The sequence below is a fragment of the Actinoplanes sp. KI2 genome, from assembly GCF_025630775.1.
In the GTDB taxonomy this organism is placed as follows: Bacteria; Actinomycetota; Actinomycetes; order Mycobacteriales; family Micromonosporaceae; genus Actinoplanes.
Window position 1 is genome coordinate 1 of record NZ_JAOSZE010000048.1, and the last position, 15,315, is coordinate 15,315.

General features: G+C 69.7%; 11 protein-coding genes. 7 read left to right on the top strand and 4 right to left on the bottom strand.

What is annotated here, in order from left to right:
- Positions 1-161 precede the first annotated feature (161 nt).
- The 3 genes from ODJ79_RS37935 to ODJ79_RS37945 all read left to right on the top strand — a co-directional run bounded on the left by ODJ79_RS37935 (position 162) and on the right by ODJ79_RS37945 (position 3,168).
- Positions 162-1,082 (top strand): ornithine cyclodeaminase family protein, encoded by a 921-nt coding sequence (locus ODJ79_RS37935; protein ID WP_263028520.1) that lies wholly within the window; start codon positions 162-164, stop codon positions 1,080-1,082.
- 160 nt (positions 1,083-1,242) lie between these two features.
- Entirely contained in the window at positions 1,243-1,701 is a 459-nt protein-coding gene (locus tag ODJ79_RS37940) for a VOC family protein (protein WP_263028521.1), read from the top strand.
- A 273-nt stretch (positions 1,702-1,974) separates the two neighbouring features.
- Positions 1,975-3,168 (top strand): vanadium-dependent haloperoxidase, encoded by a 1,194-nt coding sequence (locus ODJ79_RS37945; protein WP_263028522.1) that lies wholly within the window; start codon positions 1,975-1,977, stop codon positions 3,166-3,168.
- 265 nt (positions 3,169-3,433) lie between these two features.
- Here the strand turns inward: ODJ79_RS37945 and ODJ79_RS37950 are convergent, their stop codons facing one another.
- A complete protein-coding gene (locus ODJ79_RS37950; RefSeq protein WP_263028523.1) occupies positions 3,434-5,404 on the bottom strand; it encodes an alpha/beta hydrolase in 1,971 nt (656 codons plus the stop codon).
- 302 nt (positions 5,405-5,706) lie between these two features.
- Between ODJ79_RS37950 and ODJ79_RS37955 the strand changes: the two genes are divergently transcribed.
- Positions 5,707-6,063, top strand: coding sequence for a hypothetical protein (locus tag ODJ79_RS37955; RefSeq protein ID WP_263028524.1), 357 nt, complete (start codon positions 5,707-5,709; stop codon positions 6,061-6,063).
- 172 nt (positions 6,064-6,235) lie between these two features.
- On the opposite strand, the gene ODJ79_RS37960 is transcribed toward ODJ79_RS37955, so the two are convergent.
- Positions 6,236-7,192: a GlxA family transcriptional regulator gene (locus tag ODJ79_RS37960; protein WP_263028525.1), complete on the bottom strand. Its 957-nt coding sequence runs from the start codon at positions 7,190-7,192 to the stop codon at positions 6,236-6,238.
- A gap of 94 nt (positions 7,193-7,286) precedes the next feature.
- Here ODJ79_RS37960 and ODJ79_RS37965 point away from each other — a divergent pair, with 94 nt between their 5' ends.
- From ODJ79_RS37965 to ODJ79_RS37975, 3 genes are all read left to right on the top strand, one after another.
- Positions 7,287-9,038, top strand: a complete 1,752-nt coding sequence (locus ODJ79_RS37965; protein ID WP_263028526.1) for an ATP-binding protein — start codon at positions 7,287-7,289, stop codon at positions 9,036-9,038.
- A 118-nt stretch (positions 9,039-9,156) separates the two neighbouring features.
- Positions 9,157-10,317, top strand: a complete 1,161-nt coding sequence (locus tag ODJ79_RS37970; RefSeq protein ID WP_263028527.1) for a glutathione-independent formaldehyde dehydrogenase — start codon at positions 9,157-9,159, stop codon at positions 10,315-10,317.
- A 104-nt stretch (positions 10,318-10,421) separates the two neighbouring features.
- Positions 10,422-13,181 (top strand): M14 family zinc carboxypeptidase, encoded by a 2,760-nt coding sequence (locus tag ODJ79_RS37975; protein ID WP_263028528.1) that lies wholly within the window; start codon positions 10,422-10,424, stop codon positions 13,179-13,181.
- 410 nt (positions 13,182-13,591) lie between these two features.
- Here the strand turns inward: ODJ79_RS37975 and ODJ79_RS37980 are convergent, their stop codons facing one another.
- On the bottom strand, positions 13,592-14,173 hold the full coding sequence (locus ODJ79_RS37980) for a hypothetical protein (protein WP_263028529.1): 582 nt from the start codon (positions 14,171-14,173) through the stop codon (positions 13,592-13,594).
- 180 nt (positions 14,174-14,353) lie between these two features.
- Positions 14,354-15,124 (bottom strand): hypothetical protein, encoded by a 771-nt coding sequence (locus ODJ79_RS37985; RefSeq protein ID WP_263028530.1) that lies wholly within the window; start codon positions 15,122-15,124, stop codon positions 14,354-14,356.
- Positions 15,125-15,315 lie beyond the last annotated feature (191 nt).

Sequence of the window (15,315 nt, forward strand, 5' to 3'; positions counted from 1 at the left end):
GTAAGCACCTCGTCCATACCCGGCAGGTGGTCCCAAGAAGGCAGTTGCCTTTTCGGGACCACCCGCCGGCCAGGGTTATTGCGTGAAGGTGCCGCGGTGAGGCCACGCCGCGAGGGATGAATTGAGCGGTGGACGATCCTGGGAGTTGCAATGATGCTGCCGTGACCGTCGTCCTGACCCGTTCGCAAGTGGACAGCCTGGTAGATGTGAGTCAGGTAATGGAAATCCTGCGCGAGGGCTTCACCGCACCGGTCGCGCAGCAGCCACCGCTGCGTATCCGCACGGACCTTCCCGGCCCGGGGACCGCGACCTGTCTGATGCCGGGCCTTCTGCCGGGCATAGCGGCCTACACCGTCAAGGTGAACGCCAAGTTCCCTGACGCCACGCCGGCGTTGCGCGGGGTCGTCTGCCTGCATGACCTTCGGTCCGGCGAGCTACTCGCCCTGGCCGACTCCTCCTCCGTCACGGCGTGGCGCACCGGCCTGGCCGCCGCGCTGGGCACCCACCTGCTGGCCACGCCCGGCGCCGACACGCTCGGCCTGGTCGGAACCGGCGCTCAGGCCACCAAGACCCTGGCCGGTCTGCGGTACCTGCGCAGCTGGCGGCGGCTGGTGGCGTGCGATCTGGACCCGGCCCGCGCGGCCGACCTAACCTCGTACGTCGTGGGCGACGCCCGCGAGGTGTGCGCCCAGAGCGAGGTCGTCGTCCTTGCCACCTGGTCCCGGCAGCCCCTACTGAACGCCTGCGACGTGCTGCCCGGACACCACCTGACGACCCTCGGCGCGGACGAGCCGGGGAAGATCGAGCTCTCCGCCGACCTGCTCCGCACGGCGCGCGTAGTCGTCGACGACCTCAATCTTGCCGCCACCTCCGGCGCGCTGGCCAACGCCGGCCTTGAAGTCAGCGCCGCGGCCGGAACACTCTCCGACGTTCTGCAGGGCAGGATCGCCGGCCGGGACGCTGAGGATGCAGTCACGGTCTATGCGCCGGTCGGACTTCCGTGGCAAGACCTCGCACTGACCTGGGCACTGTACTCACGTGCGACAGCCCCGGATCAGACGACTATTGATCTTCTCGCCTGACGCGAAGTTTCGCACCTGCGCCACGCAGAGCGCTGGCTTCATCAGTGAGTTAGGGGCGATCCTGGACGGACATCCGCCCCCGACCTGGGCGGCGGCGTGCAGATCGCTCGAGATGCGGTCGCACCGGTGACCTGGTTGACAGCCATTCCATAGGACCACGATGCCTGCTCGATTCACGATCGTCGTAGACTGCAGAAATCCTGAACCGCTTGCCCGCTTCTGGGCGGCCGCCCTGGACTACGTCCTCGAGCCGCCTCCGGAAGGATTCGAAACCTGGGACGACTGGCGGCGCGATATCGGGCTTCCCGAAAGTTATCTCGGAGTCGGATTCGACAGTATTGTCGATCCGCGCGGGGAGGGTCCGCGAGTCTGGTTCAACGTGGTGACGGAAGCCAAGGTGGGCAAGAACCGCCTCCACTTCGACGTACACGCCAGCGGCGGCAGCCCGACGGCGAGCAGCGACGTCCCGCTCGCCATCCGTAAACAGCGAATCGACGCCGAAGCGACGCGATTGGCCGATCTCGGTGCCACGATCACCGGGGCTCTGACTCCCGAGGGATCCGACCACTACGCGATGGGAATGAGGGACCCGGAGGACAACGAGTTTGACATCAACTGACGGAAGGGAAAGAGTGCGCCGATTCTCGCGGCAATGTGACCAGGCCTGATCGATGCGGCGAGGATAGCGCCGACGGTGTTGAGAACGTGGGCGCGCCGTGTCGGTGATAAACGACGCACCGGGCTCCGGACCGCGCGGTCGGTTGCGGCAGTCGTGGCGACGAGAAGAGGACGCGTGTAACTCCCAGGCGTATCTGTCACCGAGCCGAAATTCGATTCTCGGAGGTACGACATGTCAGGAGTACAGCGCAGATCCCTGCTCCTCGCCGGTGGCGTGGCCGCATCGCTGCTGGCTACCGGCACTTCGGCGCAGGCAAGCGATGCCCAAGAGCACAACCCGGGCCCCCGAGGCCCGATGAACGCCGACGGTCGGATCGTGGTCGAATGGAACAAGCTCTTGCTGACGATCGTCCGCACGCCCGGATTGCAACCGGCCACCGTCCACCCAACCCGCAGCTTCGCGATGACGCACCTCGCGATGCGCGACGCGATCCTCTCGAGAGACCGGCGGACCTCACCGGTCGCAGCAGCGGCACAGGCGGCCCATGACGTCCTCGTCGCGCTCTATCCCAGCCAGGCCGGCGATCTCGACGCTCGACTCGTCGCGAACCTGATCGGGATTCCCGACGACGCCCGCCGGCGCGGCATCCGAGCCGGGATGCTCGCGGCTGCCGCGATCCTGCGCGCCAGGGCCGGCGACGGCTCGGACGTCACGCCGCCGCGGCATCCGGCCGGCACCATGCCCGGACAATGGCGGCCGGCGCCGCCCGCCTTCGCCGCGGCCGCCTTCACCCACTGGCCGGCGGTGAAGCCGTTCGTCATAACGTCGGCGCAGCAGTTCCGCCCCGCCGCGTATCCGTCGCTGAACAGCCGGATCTACGCGGCGGCCACCGATGAAGTGCGGCTGCTCGGCCAGGACACCAGCACCGCGCGTACCCCCGAGCAGACGCAGCAGGCGAAGTTCTGGGCGGCACCGATCTGGAACTACTGGAACGAGATCACCCAAGGCCTGACCACCCGGCACAACCTCGGCGTAGATGCCGCTGCACAGGTGTTCGCCAGGCTCGGCGTGACCCTGGCCGACTCGGTTGTCGCGTTCTACGAGGCCAAGTACCACTACTCCATCTGGCGGCCGGTGACCGCCATCCAGCAGGCGGTGGCCGGCGGTGACCCGACGTGGCTTCCACTGGCCAACACGCCCGCCGACCCGTCGTACCCCGGTGCGCACAGCGTCGTGAGCCAGGCCGCGGCAGTCGTGCTCTCCAAAGAGTTCGGCTCGCACCCGTCCGTGACCGTCACCTCTGAAGCGCTGCCCGGCATCACCCGTTCGTTCGGGTCACTCCAGAACATCGCCGATGAGGCCGGCCTGAGCCGGATCTTCGCCGGCGTGCACACCCGACTCGACCACACCTCCGGCCAGACACTGGGTCAGCGCTTGGCCGTGTTCGCCGAGCGGCACACGAGATGAACGAGGCGGCGCAGCCGGATTGACACGAGATGAACGAGGCGGCGCAGCCGGATTGCCGACAACCGAGCGGTTGTGGCACCGCAGGCCACCGATTCGTTCCGCCGTCGGGCTTGGCCGCCCGACGGGAGAGTATCGGTCACCGGTAGATACAGAAGGGGTTACCGCGGACCGACGGCTCCACGTGGCGTGCCCGACGCCGGGTGCGGATCGCGCCGCACCTCCCGGCGGCGGGCCATCCGGACCCGGCGGACGACCGAGGGCCGGTTCAGACCGCGCCGACGGTGGCGGCCGGGATCGGGGGTGCGTCGATCGGGCGCGGCATCCGGCGATCGCGAACCAAATCCATGGTCAGGAGTGCCAGGTTGCCGCCGAGGACCGCACCGACCAGCGTCGTCAGCGCGCCGGTCAGCCCGTCAGCGGCATGGCCGGCGGCCCAGCCGCCGAGCAGCGCTCCGGTCACAGCCACGAACAGGCTCGCGTAGCCGAGTCGGCGCGTCCAGTCGCGCCGGGTCCTGGCGAGGTGAACGCACAACCCGACGGCGATTCCCGTCGACGGCACCACGACCGCCGGGCTGCCGATGAACAGCGCCGGCCACCCGGTCATCGCGATCAGGACAGCCAGGAACCAGCCGCCCAGACCCACCGGCACCGCCGCCGCGCTCCGCAGCCATGCGCTCGCCGTACGGCCGAAGCCGCCCCGGCGCCGCACCCGCAACGCCATCCAGCCGAGCATGGCGACGGCGAACAGCGCGCCGCCGAGCAGCGCACCGAGGAGAATCTTTGCCATCGCCGGCATGGTCAGGGCGCCGGCGTCGAAATTCGCCTTCTGCACCCGGAAGCCGGACGTGTCGACCTGGCCGCGGTCGAAGAACGCGGTCACGAGTTGCTTACCGGCGTCCGGCTGGTAGCTCCAGAAGTCGGGGACGTGCCCGTACTCGGCCAGCACGACCTGATGACCGTTCGGCATCGCCGGCAGCGCCTCGGTCTCGGCCGCCTGCGCCGGGGTGGAGAAGTCGACCGTGCCGCCGATCAGGAGCGTCTCGACGTCGGTCGGCCGCATCCGGCGGTATCCGTTGTAGTCGGGGCTGACCGGCCACGCCTTGGCGAGTTGTCCGCCGCCCCAGAGCAGATCCGAACCGGCATTGCGCAGGATCGAGCCGTGGTCTCCGCCGGCGGCGTAGTAGGCGTCGACCGCGTCGGCGTCGATCATGCCGGCCCCGGCGAACTCGCCCCAGGTAAAGGCGGTCGGCATGAACAGCTTCATCAGCGTCGACACGGCCCACAAGCCGCTCGGATCGCCGGCCGCGGCGGCCTGCCACGCGTCGATCATGGTCGGGGCGTTCAGCGGCGCGGCCGAGGGTGTGGTGTTGAACAGGCCGAGGAACGTCCCCGCCCGCACGTTGCCCGGTTCGATCGGCAGGAACCCCCACCTGCTCGGCATGTGCGCCGAGGTCGCCCGCATCGCGGTGGTGAGATCGCCCGTCCGGGCGGCGCACCGCTCGTCCTGGGAGCACAGCTCGCCGTAGTGATCGAGTTGGGCGTCCGTCAACGCCGGATCCCACAGGTAGTGCCCCGGAGGATTCACCCCGATCATGACCGATCGCTTCACCGCATCCGGGTGGCGCCAAGCGTAGATCATCGCGGTGCGTGTCCCCGCGCTGTAGCTGATCAGGTCGACCTGCCGGTAGCCGAGCGCCTGGCGTGCGGCCTCCATGTCCTCGACCTGCTCGGGCTGGGAATAGCCGGCCAGGTCGACGCCCTGCCCGGCCAGCCGGTGCGCGCAGGCGGCGAAAGCTCGGCCGTAGCGTCGGTAGGAGGCATCGCTCACCAGCTCGGCCGACTTGCGCAGCGCCGAGGTGACCTCTGGGCAGTTCAGCACCGACGATCCGTCGACGCCGCGATAGCCGACCAGGACCACATCGTGGTGATCGGTCAGCCGATCCGCGGTCGGGAAGGTCATGTTCGTCTGGCCCGGTCCGCCCGACAGCTGGAAGATCGGCTCGGCCGGACGACTGCCGGTGGCCCGGATCCGGACCACCGGCAGCCCGATCAGCCGCGACGGTGGGCGCCGGCGGTTCTCCGGAACCACCAGGGTGCCGCAGTCGGCGGCGAGGTGCTTCGCCCCGGTGTCGAAGGTGCACGTTTGCAGCCGCAGGTCGCCGGCTCGCGCACCGGCCGGCACCGACGCCTGCGGGTCGGCGGGCCGGCCCACGTACACCAAACCGAGAGTGATCATTGCGATTGCTGTCAGGGCCGCGATCCGGCCGCGGGTGAAGCCCCGTGATCTCGTATGCATGGTCTCCCGCCCTCCCAAGGCGTCTTCCTTCACCTGAGCCGAGTCTGTTCGCGGGCACCGCCGAATTCGCTGACGCCTCCCGGTGGATATCCGGTAGGGCTAGCCGCAGGGAGGGCCCGGCGTGCGGATTCGAGCGGCTTTCAGGGCCCATGCAATGGACGTACCGGCAAGGTGTCCGATGTGTCCACTGCGCCGACGGCGACAATGGCGGGCCGCGCCGACCACGTACGGCGGATGGGAAGGTGATGTGGGAGGAGTCGCACAACCTCCAGGGCCACCGCTCCGAAGGCACCTCCCTCGTTCAGGACCTGGCCAGTCACGGGTACGTCGTGGTCACCGTCGACCACGTCCACGACGCGTTCGCCGTCGAGCTGCCCGCCGGCCGGCTCGAGGGGTCCTTCATCCCCGATCCCTCGACCGACGAGATCCGGGTGACGAGCGAGATCGTCGTGTCGCGGGTCGCCGACGTACGGTTCGTCCTCGACCAGCTCCGATACTGGACGGCTCGAAGCACCTCACGTTCACGGACTTCGCCACCCTGGTACCGCAGATCGCGCCGATCATCGGCGAGGGGCCGGAATGGATCAACCAGGGGGTAGGGACGATCGACGGGCTACGGGCCGTATCGATCGAGCGCACCTACCTGGGCGCCTTCTTCGGTCGGTACCTCCGGGGTGAGCCGAGCCGCCTGCTCACCCGTCCGTCACCGCGCTTTCCCGAGGTCACTGTCACTCTGTGACCCCGCAACCAGTTTCCCCTGGCGAGGGCGGCTCACTCCGAGTGTGATCGGAAGGTTCCGCGGTACGCCTGAGGGGTGGTGTTCAGCCGCTGGGTGAAGTGGTGCCGCAGGGTGGCTGCGCTGCCGAAGCCGGCCCGCTCGGCGATCGTGTGCATGCCGAGGTCGGAGTCCTCGAGCAGCCGGCGGGCGAGCAGCAGCCGCTGGTGGGTGAGCCAGTCGTGCGGGGTCGCGCCGGTCTCGTTGCGGAACTTGCGGGCGAAGGTGCGCGGCGCCATGTGGGCGAACTGGGCCATCGTGTCGACGCTGTGTGGCTGGTCGAGCGTGCCGAGCACCTCGGTGAGCACCGGCTGCAGGGTCTCGCACTGTACCGGCTGCAGCGGGGTCTCGATGAACTGTGCCTGGCCTCCGTCGCGGTGTGGCGGCACGACCAACCGCCGGGCGAGGTGGGTGGCGATCGCGGTGCCGTGCTCCTCGCGTACGAGATGGAGCCCGGCATCCAGGCTCGCGGCCGTGCCCGCGCTGGTCAGGATCTTGCCGTCCTGGACGTAGAGCACGTTTGGGTCGACCTTGGCGGCCGGGTAGCGCTGGGCCAGCTCGTCGGTGTGCAGCCAGTGCGTGGTGCAGCGGCGGCCGTCGAGCAGGCCGGCCTCGCCCAGCGCGAACGCGCCGGTGCACACGCTCATCACCCAGGCGCCCCGCTCGTGCGCCCGGCGCAGCGCGTCGCTGACCTCGGGGTCCACCGCGTAGCCGTGGTGGTAATAGCGTGCGACGGCGACCAGGTCGGCCGCCTCCACCCGGGACAGGTCGGCCCGGACGCTGAGGTCGAAGCCGGTGTGGGTGGGCACCGGGCGGCCGTCGAGCGAGCAGACGGCGAAGTCGTAGGCGGGCAGGCCCTCGTCGCTGCGGTCGTAGCCGAACAGCTCGCAGAGCACGCCCAGCTCGAAGGCCGCCACCTCGGGGAGGGCGATCACGGCCACGTTGCGGAGCATGTGACGCAGCTTTCCGCCGGTTGGCAGGATTTTGAAGGAGTATGGCATCTCTGCCACTGTCTGACCATCGGTGATCGGACGAACACTTACTGTCATGCTATTCGCAATTCTGCTCTTCTTCCTGCTCATCGCCCTCGCGTCGACGGCCGGCAAGGTCGCCTTCCGGACCGAAGGGCTCGGCGATCTGATCACCGCAGGGGTCGAGCGCAGCGTATTCATGGGAGGGGAGCCGATGCCGGCAGAGTCTGAGAGTCTTGGTGACTCCGGCGTTGCGCCGCCGCGCCTTCCGGCCGTGCTTGCCGCGGCGTTGGAGGCCTATCTCGCCTTTGACGCCACCGGGCGGGTGCTCGCCTGGAACCCCGCTGCGGAGACGACGTTCGGCTATACCTCAGCGCAGGCGTGCGGCCGGTCCGTGGTAGAGCTGATCATGCGGCCAGAAGCGCGGGCCGCCGGCCGTGCGGAAATCGCGGCACTGGCCGGCGGGCTGGCCGGGCAGTCGCGGGGCCGGCGGCTGCAGTGGGCCGCCTGGCACGCCGACGGTCACGAGGTACCGATCGAGATGACGATGACTGCCACCGACGAGCCCACCGGCCGGGTGTTTCACGTCTTCGCCCACGACATCACCACCACCCAGCGAGCCGGCCGCTTCGCCGCCACCGAAGCCGCCGTCGCCCGCGGCCTGGCCGAAGCCGACTCCAGCACCACCGCCGCGGCCCGGGTTGTCGAGGCCCTCGGCGTCAAGATGGGCTGGCCGGTCGCCGAGCTGTGGGTCGTCGACGACGACCGGCAACTGCTGAACTGCACCGCCCGCTACACCCATCCCGGCCGACGGCTGCACGACTTCGCCGTCGACACCTTGGAACCCGGCATCACGCTGCCCGGCCGGGTCTGCGCCGAAGGCGCGGCACACTGGATCCCCGATCTGGGCGCTGACACCGGATCCCCGCGCAGCCGGGCCGGCGCCCGGATCGGACTACGTGTCGCCATCGGCGTCCCACTGTGCGCGGCCGGCCGCGCCATCGGCGCGCTGTGCGTCTACGGTGACCGCGTCGAAGACCCGGAAGACACCCAGTTGGGCCTGTTCAGCGGCCTCGCCGCCCAGATCGGGCAGTACGTGGAACGGCGCCGCGCCGAAGAGCTCGCCATCGAACTGGCCCGCACCAAGGACGAGTTCCTCGCCATGGTCACCCACGAGCTACGCAACCCACTCGCAGCGATCACCAGCACTGCCACGCTCCTGCAAGAGGCGCCCGACGACCTGACCCACGACGAACAACAGCACTACCTGCGCGTCGTCACCCGTAACGCCGAACGACTGTCGGTCATGGTCGACGATCTGCTCGACCTGGCCCGGCTGGAGTCCGGGCATCTGGCCATCAACCCCACCAGCACCGATCTGTGCGCCATCATCCGACAAGCGGTGGACGCCGCCTCACCGGCCGCCGAAAAAGGCCTCACCATCACCACACAGCTGCCGGAACATCTCGAGGTGCACGCCGACCCGGACCGGCTACGCCAAGTCGCCGACAACCTGCTGTCAAACGCGGTCAAGTACACGCCGGCCGGCGGCACGATCACCATCACCGCCGCCCTCGACGACGCCGGCCGGAACATCACCTGGTCCGTCGCCGACACCGGTATCGGGATCCCCGCCGCTGAACGACCCCGCCTCTTCCGCCGTTTCTACCGCGCCTCCAGCGCGCTCGAACGACGCATACCCGGCACCGGCCTCGGCCTGGTCATCGCCCGCACCATCATCGAACGCCACCAAGGCACCATCGCCCTCAGCGACCACGACGGCCCCGGCACCACCTTCACCATCGAAATTCCGATCAAACCGAAATAGCGGATTCGGGCGTCGGCCTGCTGCGGGTTTAGGCGGTTTCGTGGGGGTATTCGGCCCGGCTATGCAGACCCCAGCCCGAGCCCGGGCGGAGGGAGGCATCTACCACGAGGGGGCAGTCGTGAAGGCAGTGGTTTATGAGGGGCCGCGGCAGGTCAGCGTCAAGGATGTGCCGGACGCGCGGATCGAGCGGCCGACCGATGTTCTGGTGCGGATCACGTCGGCGAACATTTGCGGTTCGGACCTGCACATGTACGAGGGCCGGACCGATTTCGAGCCTGGCCGGTGGTTCGGGCACGAGAACCTGGGTCAGGTGGTCGAGGTCGGCGCCGGGGTGGACAAGGTGCGGGTGGGCGACTGGGTCGTGCTGCCGTTCAACATCGCGTGTGGGCATTGCAAGAACTGTGAGCGTCAGCTGACGAACTACTGCCTGACCGCTCAGCCGGAACCGAAAATGGCCGGCGCCGCGTACGGCTTCGCCGACATGGGCCCGTACGGCGGGGGACAGGCCGAGCTGTTGCGGGTGCCCTGGGGTGACTTCAACTGCCTGCGGCTGGACGAGGATGCCCAGCAGCGCCAGAGCGATTATGTGATGCTCGCCGACATCTTCCCGACCGGTTACCACGCCACCGAGATGGCCGGCGTGCAGCCCGGGGATCAGACGGTCATCTACGGTGCCGGCCCGGTCGGTCTGATGGCTGCGCTTTCGGCGACCATCCGAGGGGCGAGCAAGGTGATGGTCGTCGACCGGCATCGCGACCGGCTGCGGCTGGCCGAGTCGATCGGCGCGATCGCCATCGACGACTCGAAGGTCGATCCGGTGCAGGCGGTCCTGGACGAGACGATGGGGCTGGGCGCGGACAACGGCTGCGAGTGCGTGGGCTATCAGGCGCACGAGCCCGACGGGCAGGAGCGGGCCAACCTGACGATGAACCGGCTGGTCGCCTCGGTGCGGTTCACCGGCAGAATCGGTAACGTCGGTGTGTTCGTGCCGCAGGATCCCGGGGCCGGCGACGAGCTGGCCAAGCAGGGCAAGCTTGCCTTCGACTACGGCATGTTCTGGTTCAAGGGCCAGCACATCGGCAGCGGTCAGGCCCCGGTCAAGAAGTACAACCGGCAACTGCGTGACCTGATCGCCGCGGGCAAGGCCGAGCCGTCTTTCATCGTGAGCCACGAGCTGCCCCTCGACCGGGCACCGGAGGCCTACGAGCACTTCGACAACCGCGACGACGGCTGGACGAAGGTCGTCCTGCACCCGGCAATGGCAGGGGCCGGTGCCTGACAGGGCGGTCTGTGAGGTTTCGTAGCGACATTCTCGCTCCCATTCGCTTGGGTCAATAGGCTGTGATCGTTCCGAGTCACTCCCGGAAAGGGAACGAGCACACGATGCGACTCCCAAGAATGGCGGGTGCCACGGCGCTCCTGCTGATGGCCGCCCTGACCCCGCAATTGGCCCCGACCCCGGCTACCGCCGCAACCCGGACCACCCCGTGCAGCAACGACCCGGCCGCCCACCTCGGCACGGTGCCGAGCCCGGAGACCTTCCTCGGCTTCCCGCTCGGCCTCGGCCAGCAGCGGGTGGTCACCAACGCCGAGATCCGTGACTACCTGAGCGCGGTGGACAAGGCGTCCGACCGCGTGGTCAGCGGCACGCTGGGCACCAGCGTGCTCGGCCAGCCGCTGCCGTATGCGGTGGTGTCGAACAAGCCGGGCGCCGTCGACCACCTCGCCGCCGAGATCCGGGGCCTGCGGGATCCGCGCACGATGCGGGTCGACCGGGCGCGCCGGATAGCCGCCGACCGGCCGGCCATCGTCTGGATCGCCGGCAATGTCCACGGCGGCGAGAAGAGCGGCGCCGACGCCTCCCTCAAGACGCTGTACGAGCTGGCCGCCGGCCTTTCCTGCGCGGTGCGGCAGCGCAATGACAACCTCATCACGGTGATCCTGCCGACCCAGAACCCGGACGGCCGGGACGCCGGCCGGCGACAGAACGAGTTCGGCTTCGACCTCAACCGGGACTGGTTCGCACGTACCCAGCCGGAGACCGACGCCAAGATCGAGCTGCTCCGGAAGTACCCGCCGCAGGTCTTCGTCGACGCCCACGAGATGGGCGGCCAGAGGTATTTCTTCCCGCCGAACGCCGACCCGATCCATCACGAGATCGCCGACGCGCCGGTGGACTGGATCAACCGGATCGGCGCGGCGAACAAGGCCGGATTCGGCTACAACGGCGCGTGCACCGACACGGTCACGACCGAGTGCTACTTCAACTACGACACCTACGACCTGTTCTACATGGGATACGGCGACACGGTCCCGGCCACCGGGTTCGGCGCGGCCGGCATGACGTACGAGAAGGGCAGCGCCTCGGCCGTCCAGGACCGCGTGCAACAGCAGTTCAACACGCAGTGGTCGACTCTGGGCTGGGCCGCCGCCAACAAACGTGAGGTGCTGACCAGCTACTACAAGATCTGGGCGGACGCGCTCGCCGAGGGCCGGGCCGGCGCGCTCGAGCCCAACGAGGTGGTGCAGCCGACCAACGAGGTCCAGTTCCCGGTGCCGGACGTCACGATCAGGTCGTACTTCCTGATGCCGAACCGCCAGCTGGCGGACGTGCGCCGGCTGGTCGAGCGGCTGCGGCGGATGGACGTCGAGGTGTACGAGGTGAAGAAGCCGCTCACCGTACGGAACGCCCGGATCTTCGGGGGCCGCAGCGCCCGGAACGTCACCGTGCCGGCGGGCGCGTACTGGATTCCGATGGACCAGCCGCAGAAACACTGGATCCAGGCGACCCTGGGCGAGGACCCGTACGTGCCGTTCCCGTACTTCTACGACGTCTCGTCGTGGAGCAATCCGCTGCTGATGGGCGTCGACACCATGTACACCGGCGACGCCGTACGGCCACGGGCCGACCTGGTCCGGCGGATCGAGGGCGGCATCTTCTTGGCAGCGCCGCCGACTGGCTCGTACACGTACCCGCTGGACTCGGCCTCGGCCGCCCAGCTGACCTTCCGGCTGCTCGGCCAGGGTGTCGCGGCCGTCCGCGCCGGCGATGCGGTGCGGATCCCGGCCACCGCCGGCACGCCTGCCGTTGACCGGCTCGCCCGGTCGCTCGGCGTCACGCTGACCCCGCGCCTCCGCCCCGCGACCGGGACGGCGATCGAGCTGCCCGACGTCGGGCTGTTCCGGGGCACCGGCATCTCCACCACCTCCGGCTCCTACGGCGAGGCCCGGTACGTGCTCGGCCAGCGCTGGGGCCTGACGCTCTCGCCGGTGACCACGGCCGACATCAACGACAACACGCCGGCGTTCACCGGCCGGACGGTGCTGCTCGTGCCGGACGGCGGCAACGCGACCGGCGGGCTCACCGCGACCGGCCAGGCCAACCTCCGGAACTGGATCGCCCAGGGCCACACCTACGTCGGCCTGCGCAACGAGGGCACCCGCCTGGCCCGGGCCGCCGGGCTGACCTCCACCACGGAGAAGCCGAAGCCGGACGACTACCTGGTGATCGGCTCGCACCTGCGGGTGAACACGGACGCAAACAGCCCGGTCGCGGCGGGCCGGCCGGCCGAGGACTTCGAGTTCAACAACGACGACCCGATCCTCAACCCGAGCACCACCGGGGTCAACGTCGCCACCTATTCGAGCGGCGACACGTTCTGGTCCAACGGCTACACCGTGCACGCCGACGTCCTGAAGGGGACGGCGACCGTGGTGGACGAGCCCACCGGCTCCGGACACGCGGTGCTGTTCGCGTACAACCCGCTGTTCCGGGCGTACAACGAGAGCGGCCTGCAGCTGCTCGCCAACGCGCTGCTCCACCCGGGGTCCGACGCCCAGGCCCGGCTCAGCACGCCCGGCGTCGACCCGGCCCGGGCGGCCGCGGCGGCCCAGCCGGCGCCGCCGAACCTGGGCGGGGAGTGGCGGCCGAGCCGCATCGAGGTGGCCGCCGGTGACCTGGCCCGCACCCGGAGCCTGGTCGACCGGTACACCTCCGCCGCGACGGTCGCGGTGGTGGGCGATTCCGCGTACGTGACCATCCCGAACCCGCTGGGCCTGCCGTTCGACGAGCACCCGTTCCTCCGGGACCTGGTGGCCGACCTGCGGACGGCCGGGATTCCGCTGCGCTCGGTCGTCGGCTGACGGTGTTTGAATGCAGGGATCCGAGGTCACCGAAGGGGAGTGTTTCGATGAGCCGACGCGCACGCGCCCTGCTGCTCGCCGCCCTCGCCGCCGCGGCCACCGCCACCGCGATGTGGCTGGCGTCGGCAGCTCAAGCCGGCATTCAGGGCTCGGGCTTCACGCACTGATCGCACGCCGGCTCGCCGGGTTCGCTCGTCCGGCGAGCCGGCCGGCAACGGGGAACAGCGTCTGGTGGGTGGCGACGCCGGCGGTCCCGGAGGGCTGCCGCTGGGGTGAGCGGTCCGTTGCGGGCCATCCTGCGGGGGCCGGGCGCCGACCTCGGTCATCACCGACGCCGGCATCGCGGCCAAGCTCCTGGACGAGGAGCCGCCCGCCACGCGGCGGCGATGACGATCAGGCCGGGCTTTTGCTCACCTGTCGGCCGATTGGTGGGCGGCGGTCTCGTCGACGAGTCTGCCGGCGATGTTGGTGAGGGCGTGGTGGATCAGGGCCCGGTCGTCGGGATCGGTCATGGTGATGTCGTCGAGGTGGGCGTCGAGCCATTGCAGCCAGGCGTCTTGGACGCGGTCGAGCTGTTGCTGTCCGCTGGGGGTCAGGGTGACGAGGTCGTCGGCCTGCTCGGCGTAGCCGGACTGGCACAGGTCGGTGAAGACGGGTTGCAGTACCTCGTGCGGCAGCCGGTGCGTCCGGGCGATCGCGGTCAGCTCGGCCCGGCCTTTCGTGCTGGTGTGCAGGTGGGTCTGGCCGATCGCCCAGGCCTGCGCGGTGCTCAGCGCGCCGCCGGCGCCGGCCACGACGTGGTCGAGGACGACCCGGGCGCCGGCCTGGCGCATGATGTCGCTGACCTCTCGTTCGAGTTGGGCGACGCGGTCGGCGGGCGTGGGGGCGGAGAAGCCGTCGCCGACGTCGGTGGCGGCGGCTCGGGCGCTGCCGCGCAGCGGCACCTCCTTGAGGAAGCAGGCAACGATCAGGCCCAGCAAAGCGACGGGCACGACCCAGCGGAAGACGTACTGGAACTCGACATGTCGGAAGTCTCGCCCACGACGCCGCGCGGCGTCGCCAGTACCGGAAATCTTGCTCCGGCACGACCCTGCCGCGCATCGACGACCCTCGGCTGACCAGCGATTCGTGCGGCCGACGCTTCTCCGGGGTCTGCCTCGGCCGTGTCAGAGCTACAGCGTGGAGACCAGCTGTGCGGTCGTCGAGCCGGTGGCGTACTTGCTGTAGAGAGCCTGCAGGGTGGCCTGGCTGATCGAGTTCCAGCCGGTGGTACCGCTGCCGGAGCCGGTGCTCTGCTGGTCGAACATCAGCCGGGCGAACTGCCCGTCCTGCTGCCGGCGCTGGGCCGGGCCGGCGATGATGTGGTCGGCGATCGAGTCGGCCCGATCGGGGGTCAGCGCCGAGTCGGCCTTGGCCAACGCCGTGGTCAGGGTGGTCTTGAGGGTGTCCGCGTCCATGCCGTGCGCGGCCGCGACGTCGGTCAGGCTCTGCCCGCTCTGCAGGCTGGACTTGAGCTCGTCCGTGCTGATCCCGAGCGTGCCGGCCAGCGAGTCCATCGCGGCGCCCAGCGGCGGCCGGCCGCCCTGGCCGGCGGGCGGCGGCCCGTCCGGGCGGCCCGTGCCACCGGCGGGCGGCCCGGCGACGATCCGCTGCGCCATCTCGGTGGCCTGCTCGCTCGACAGCGACGAGTTCGCGCCGCTGATCGCGCTACTGATCGCGGTGGTCAGGGTGTCGGTGTCGACGCCCTTGCTCTGCGCCAGCTCGGACATGCTCTGCCCGCTCTGCAGCGCGCTGCGCAGGTCGCTGCCGCTCATCCCGAGGGTCTGCGCCGCGGCGTCGAGCGCCTTGCGCATCGCGGCGCGGTCGCCGTGGCCGTGGCCGGTCTTCTGGGTCTGCCAGGTCGTGCTGCTCTGGCTGGTAGCGCTGAGGGCGGTGATGCTCATGTCAACTCCAAGGGCTGGTCGTTCTTGTCGGTCGCCCTCACCCATCGGCGCGGCACCGGCCGGCCCCGCGTGATCCACAGGAACGCACAGCAAGACACAGGTTCCTGACAGATTGGCCCGGCTCGGGCTCACGGCGCCCTGGCGAGGCGCAGGAGGCGCCGCGCACGCCTGGTGGGCAGCCCTGGCCATCC